This window comes from Borrelia crocidurae (assembly GCF_000825665.2).
In the GTDB taxonomy this organism is placed as follows: domain Bacteria; phylum Spirochaetota; class Spirochaetia; order Borreliales; family Borreliaceae; genus Borrelia; species Borrelia duttonii.
This window is the reverse complement of record NZ_LN609267.1, coordinates 867,159-873,236: the sequence shown is the minus strand read 5'-3', so window position 1 is coordinate 873,236 and position 6,078 is coordinate 867,159. Positions and strand designations below refer to the sequence as shown.

Annotated in this window: 4 protein-coding genes and 1 pseudogene; 1 reads left to right on the top strand and 4 read right to left on the bottom strand. The window is 26.3% G+C overall.

From position 1 onward, the window contains the following. From BN1173_RS04195 to panF, 3 genes and pseudogenes are all read right to left on the bottom strand, one after another. A pseudogene (locus tag BN1173_RS04195) lies at nucleotides 1-647 on the bottom strand (hypothetical protein); the annotation flags it as partial. A gap of 52 nt (nucleotides 648-699) precedes the next feature. Then, the gene (locus BN1173_RS04190) at nucleotides 700-1,674 is read right to left on the bottom strand and encodes an RluA family pseudouridine synthase (RefSeq protein WP_014696629.1); all 975 of its coding nucleotides are present in this window, start codon (nucleotides 1,672-1,674) and stop codon (nucleotides 700-702) included. Between the two features lie 4 nt (nucleotides 1,675-1,678). Beyond that, nucleotides 1,679-3,100, bottom strand: coding sequence for a sodium/pantothenate symporter (gene panF, locus BN1173_RS04185; RefSeq protein WP_040236840.1), 1,422 nt, complete (start codon nucleotides 3,098-3,100; stop codon nucleotides 1,679-1,681). Between the two features lie 242 nt (nucleotides 3,101-3,342). Between panF and coaBC the strand changes: the two genes are divergently transcribed. Beyond that, a complete protein-coding gene (gene coaBC / locus BN1173_RS04175; protein ID WP_052456032.1) occupies nucleotides 3,343-4,464 on the top strand; it encodes a bifunctional phosphopantothenoylcysteine decarboxylase/phosphopantothenate--cysteine ligase CoaBC in 1,122 nt (373 codons plus the stop codon). Between the two features lie 53 nt (nucleotides 4,465-4,517). Here coaBC and BN1173_RS04170 read toward each other — a convergent pair whose 3' ends face one another. Further along, nucleotides 4,518-5,948 (bottom strand): HEAT repeat domain-containing protein, encoded by a 1,431-nt coding sequence (locus tag BN1173_RS04170; RefSeq protein WP_040236838.1) that lies wholly within the window; start codon nucleotides 5,946-5,948, stop codon nucleotides 4,518-4,520. Nucleotides 5,949-6,078 lie beyond the last annotated feature (130 nt).

Sequence of the window (6,078 nt, the reverse complement as noted above, 5' to 3'; positions counted from 1 at the left end):
ATATAATCTTTATTATATTCAGAAACACAATGTTCAATCACTTGTCTTACAGCATTTTTGGAAACAGATAAAATACCTCCTTCATCATGAAAATTAGGTTTTACAATAGAACGAATATAGTTCCTTTTCTTTGATAAAAACCCTTTACGTTTAAAAAAAACTCGAATTGAATCCAACAATAAATTTGGCTTAATAGATGTTATCTCAAAAGCAGCTGCTGGAACAACATGTTCACCCATCTGCCTTGAAATTCTTGCCTTTTCTATTTCTTTTTTAGTAGAAATATCTGTTATATAAATAATCTTAGAAGAATTTGGTAAAAAAAGCCTAGATGTTATTTTATCTATCATCCGAACACTTGTTCCCAATATTAATATTTTATTAAAATTTTCTTTACGAAGAGCTTCAACAATTTCATTCCTATGAACATCATCTTCAAAAATAGAACGCCTTATTGCATCAAACACATTATTTTCAAACTTAGCAGAAGTCCCAGCAATAATCTTCATGTTCTTAATTAAAACACCATCATCAATAATTAAAGGAATAGAATATTTATCTGCAATTAAATGTGATCTAAAACTTTTTCCAGTACCAGCAACACCTACTAAAGAATAAACCTTAATCTTTACAAATTTATGTTTAATAACAATTGAAATGTCCTTAATTGCACCTAAAGCATTTTTAAATGTGAGCTTCTTAAATAAATTCTTTAAAGTCATAAACACCAAAAATACTATTTATCCGTTTTACAAAATCTGAACTAGGTTCAACAAAAAATTCATTTCTTAAAAAGAAAGAATGGTTAAAGTTTATCAAAAAAGAATGTAAAAAGTAATTATTTTTTTTAAATTTAGGATTATATTTCTTATCATCAATTAAAGCATGATTATTAAAAGCACACTGTGCTCTTATTTGATGCGTAAATCCTGTCTTAATTGACACTTCAGCAAGTGTAGCAAACTTAGACACCAAAAGTGGCTTAACAATAGTTATAGCATTAAATTTATTTATATTACTATTTAAATTATCCATAACAAAAGTTTTCTTTACAATTTTATCCCGATACAAAAAGTTCTTATAAGTTAAAGATTTTCTAATCTCACCATCAAGTAAAGCTAAATACCTTTTGGTAACAATACCACTACTAAATGCTTTACTTAAAATTCTTGCAGAATATATATTCTTTGCAAAAACAATAAGACCTGAAGTATTTCTATCCAACCTATGTACAGCAGAAGGCTTAAAACTAAGAGATGCAAGATTTTCATCTAAAAGATAAGCATTAATCAAAACATCAAGTGAATACCCATCTCCATGAACTAAAACCCCCTTTCTTTTATTAATTACAAGTAAATCCTTATCCTCATAGACCAATCTACTCTCTACATCTCTTAATATATCGGTTTTATTTTTAATTACAACACCATTTAAATTTAAACCTTGCACTAAAGGCTTATACAAATAAATTTTATCATCCTTTAAAACCCGTTGTGAAAAAGAAACCTTAAGATTATTTAAACGAATATCACCATTTCTAATATGTTTTATTACCTTTGATTTAGGAAGTTTTAAAAATTTTACTAAAACTACATCAAGTCTTTTACCATCGTCATTATTTAAAACATTAATAACATTATACTTCCCAACGCTCTTAACATCCCCAAACAACATACAACTAAATTTTACTACATTTTTTACAAATAAAATTAACTATCAAAAATGAACATATCGAAATAAAAAATGAAGGAACAATAGGATGAACATCATATATACTTGCTTTATCACAAAAAATTATCAACAAATAACTCAAAAGCCCTGTAAACTGAGAAATAAAAGCTGATATCTTACTTACAAAATTAAAATAAAGACCAAAAACAATAATAGAAAAAAATGAAACTTCCAAAGCTCCAATCGCAAAAATATTTATAAAAAACAAAAAATCAGGTGGAGTTAAAGATAACCAAACTATTATTGACATAAAACAAACATTAGAAATAATGGTAATACTTTTAACTCCTATTTTATCACCAATATTTCTACTTAATAACAATATTACCTTAACTAAAGTAGAAGACATTAAAAGAAGTCCTGAATCTATTGTAGACATTATAGCTGACACAAGTCCTACAAAAAAAAATATAAATACATTGGGATTTAACACTTTTAATGCTATATCCAAAATAACTTTATCATTTGCCGCTAAGTTAGGAAAAATAACAAGTGAAAAAAAACCTATTAAATGCATAATAACAATTAAAAACCCTATCATAAAAGTAACAATAGGAAGAGAATATCTAATTGTTTTTACATCTTTAAAGGCTATAAAATTATTAACAAATTGTGGCAATCCCAACATCCCAACTCCTATTAATATCCAAAAAGAAATTATATAGCCTATTTTTAAATCCAAATTTGATGGTAATAATAAATCCTCCCTAAGTCCTAACTGAGCCATCCTAAAAAGATCACCAATCCCATCGCCCAAATCAATTAATTTTGTAAATAATAACACAGATGATATGACCATTAAAATTCCCTGTATCAAATCCATATATGCTATCATCTTAAATCCACCAAAACACACATATAAAAAAACAAAGAGAGCAAAGCAAATAAGAGCATCAATATAATTAATTTGAAAAAAAACCTCTAAAAGTTTAGCTCCTCCCATAAGTTGAGCCGAAATTAAAAACAAAGAAAAAAAAATCAATATAACACTACTAATTACAACTAAAGAACGACTAAAATATCTATACCCAATATAATCAATAATATTTATAGCATTAATTTTTTTAGACTCCAAGTTTAATTTCTCTCCAACAATAACAAATGAAATTAAACTTGTAGGAATTTGAATAACTGCTAAGAATATAAAAGACAATCCATATCTATAAACAGCCGAAGGTCCTGAAATAAAACTGCTAGCACTAACATAAGTAGATGCAACAACCAATGCCATTACAAAAAAATTCAAACCACGATTTGCAAGAAAATAATCACGTAAAAATACTTTTTCCTCTTTTTTCCCTCGAAACAAAAAACCATACAAACAATATAAAACTAAAAAAACAAAAAATAAAACACATGCCTTAGTCATTTCTAAAAATGATTACAAAAATACATACCAATAAAAAACTAAGAAGAGGAAAAAAAATACATGATAATAAAAACCAAATAGGAATATTAAATATAGCAATAAAAAAATCAGATGAAGAAGATGCAATACGCGATCAGACAAATAAAAATAAATATATGACACTTGCAAAAAATACTTTATTTATCAATAAAAATCCTTTTAAAAATATTAAATACAATTATATAATATTCTATAAAATAAATATGAAAAAACACAAAAATATATTAATAGGAGTATGCGGGGGAATCGCAGCTTATAAAGCAGCTTATATTATCTCAAATTTAATTAAAATGGGATATAACGTTAAGGTCATAATGACAGAAAATGCAACTAAATTCATTACACCCCTAACACTAGAAACTCTTTCTAAAAGCAAAGTTATTACAAACCTGTGGAATACCAATCATGAAGAAGTAGAACACATAAACTTAGCAAGATGGGCTGATTTAATATTAATTATTCCAGCAACATATAATTTTATTTCTAAAATTGCAGCTGGAATTGCTGATGATATTTTAAGCATAGTATTATCCGCAAGTAAAGCACCAACTTATTTTGCAATAGCAATGAACAACATAATGTATCAAAATCCCATTTTACAAGAAAACATTAAAAAATTACAAAAATACAATTACAAATTTATTGAACCTGATAAAGGTTTTTTGGCATGTTCTTTAAATGCTATTGGACGCCTTAAAAACGAAAATGATATTTTAAGTATCATATCAAATTCATCCATGACAAAATTACCATTAAAAAACAAAAAAATATTAATAACTGCTTCAAGAACCGAAGAAGCATTAGATCCTATTCGTTATTTTTCTAATAAATCAACAGGACAAATGGGTTTCAATATAGGTATTGAAGCACAAAATCTTGGAGCCAATGTTACAATCATTACAGGGCCAAGCAATGAAGAAACACCTTATGGAATAAATGTCATTAGAATAAAAACAGCAGCAGAAATGTACAAGGAAACAATAGACATATACAAAGAATTTGACATAATAATTGGAACCGCTGCTGTAGCAGACTTTAGACCTGATAAAATTTATAAAACTAAAATTGAAAAAAATAATATAGAAGAACTTAATATTAAATTGGTCAAAAACTTAGACATAATTGAACACATAGGAAAAAACAAAACTAAAAACCAAATTGTCATCGGATTTTGCGCTCAAAAAGATGAAATTTTAATAAAAAAAGCAAGAGAAAAATTAGAAACAAAAAATTTAGACTATATTATTGGAATGCTTATATTGTTTTGGATCAAATGTAAATTAGATTTGGACATAATAAATAAAGATAAAGTTGTCTTTAGGTAATTTCGAGGAATGTCAAAAAAAGAAACAGCAATAGAAATCTTAAAAAGATTATATCAATAATTTACTAAGAGCTTTTTTAAATATTCTGAATTAGTTGTTTTTTTAATTTCTTTAAGTCTATCTAAAAGTAATGCTGATTTATTATAAACAGCTCCCTTAATTGCAAGATTCATTAAATTCATATTTTGACTCTCAATAATTTTAGAATAAAAATCATCAAAATTACCCTTCTTAGATGCAAATAACATAGCAATATTTACAAGAAATTTTGAAGGTTTATTAATATTTTCTTTATTCAAAAGATCTAAAGCAATAGAACGAGCAGAATGTATATCTTTATCTAGAAGATAACTAAAAACAATAAACTTAAAGTTACTCTCAACAGAAAAATCAAACACTATTTTTTGTATAGCCTCATAACCAGAACCCATATCCACTAACGCTTTACCAGAAGCTTCTCTAACTTTTGAAGAAGGATCACTTTTTATTTTATAAATTAACACCTCTTTTGAATCAATATCATTATGCTCCTTAATAGCCTCAACAGCACGAATTCTAATGTTTGCATCAGAATCTCTTAAAAAATCATGCAAAATATCTTTTGATTTTAAAGACACATCTCTTGAGAGTGCTTCTATAATAGCAAGCTTAATATTGTGATTATTATTATTATTTTGAAGATATAGATGGGCATTTTCTGTTATTTTCTCAGGAGCAAGATATGATAATGCTTTAATAGCTGAAGCCTTAATGGACGGATTTTCATAATTATCAATAGAAATTTCATAAAATCTGTCTGCATAATCAATAACATTAGATTTACCAAGAGCAATCAGTATTGCTGATTTAACACCATCATTATTAGAATACTTATCATAAACATTCATCATCTCTCTAGAATACTCAGGGGAAGAAAGTTCACCAAGATAATAAGCAGCAATAGCTACAATATTTCCTTCTTTATTTTCAAGAATATCAATAAGAGTTTTCTTTAAGTCATTCTTATCACCTAACTTTTTAAGATATAAAATTGCCAAATTAATCAAATCATTAGGATATCTATTACTTTCATAATTATTAAGAATATCATTTGAAGCATCAATACCACCTTCATACTGAAGTGACAAAAATAAGTCAAGAATTGCCCGTTTAAGATCAATATTAAAAGTTTTTTGTAATCTCTTTTCAAGTAAAGCATTGTATTCCCCATCACCTGATTTTCTAAGACTATCAATAATTTCAATAACCTGAACATCAAGTCCATAGGAAATAACATCATTTACCTGCTTTATATTCAAATCAATATCTCTAAACGTAGACTTTTTAGATGAATCACTCTCTAAAGCATCTTTTACTCTATCTTCATTTATTTTAGTTTCAGGCCTTAAAGGCAATAAAGACCCATTTGACAATGCTGGTGATTTATTTACACAAAAAGAATTAATAACAATACAAAATAAAAGAATAAACCGTAAATATATCATGTAATATCCCTACTAATAAATTTAAAAACTCTAATAACACCAAGCAAATAATAACATAATATCAAAATAATAATATTAACTATGCCTATAACACTTAATAAGTAAAAATTATTAAAACTAAATCCTATAT

Excerpts from the sequence above, each read along its gene's own strand:
- panF (WP_040236840.1), bottom strand. The coding sequence starts at position 3,100 with ATGACTAAGGCATGTGTTTTATTTTTTGTTTTTTTAGTTTTATATTGT.
- coaBC (WP_052456032.1), top strand. The coding sequence starts at position 3,343 with ATGAAAAAACACAAAAATATATTAATAGGAGTATGCGGGGGAATCGCA.
- BN1173_RS04190 (WP_014696629.1), bottom strand. The coding sequence starts at position 1,674 with ATGTTGTTTGGGGATGTTAAGAGCGTTGGGAAGTATAATGTTATTAAT.
- BN1173_RS04170 (WP_040236838.1), bottom strand. The coding sequence starts at position 5,948 with ATGATATATTTACGGTTTATTCTTTTATTTTGTATTGTTATTAATTCT.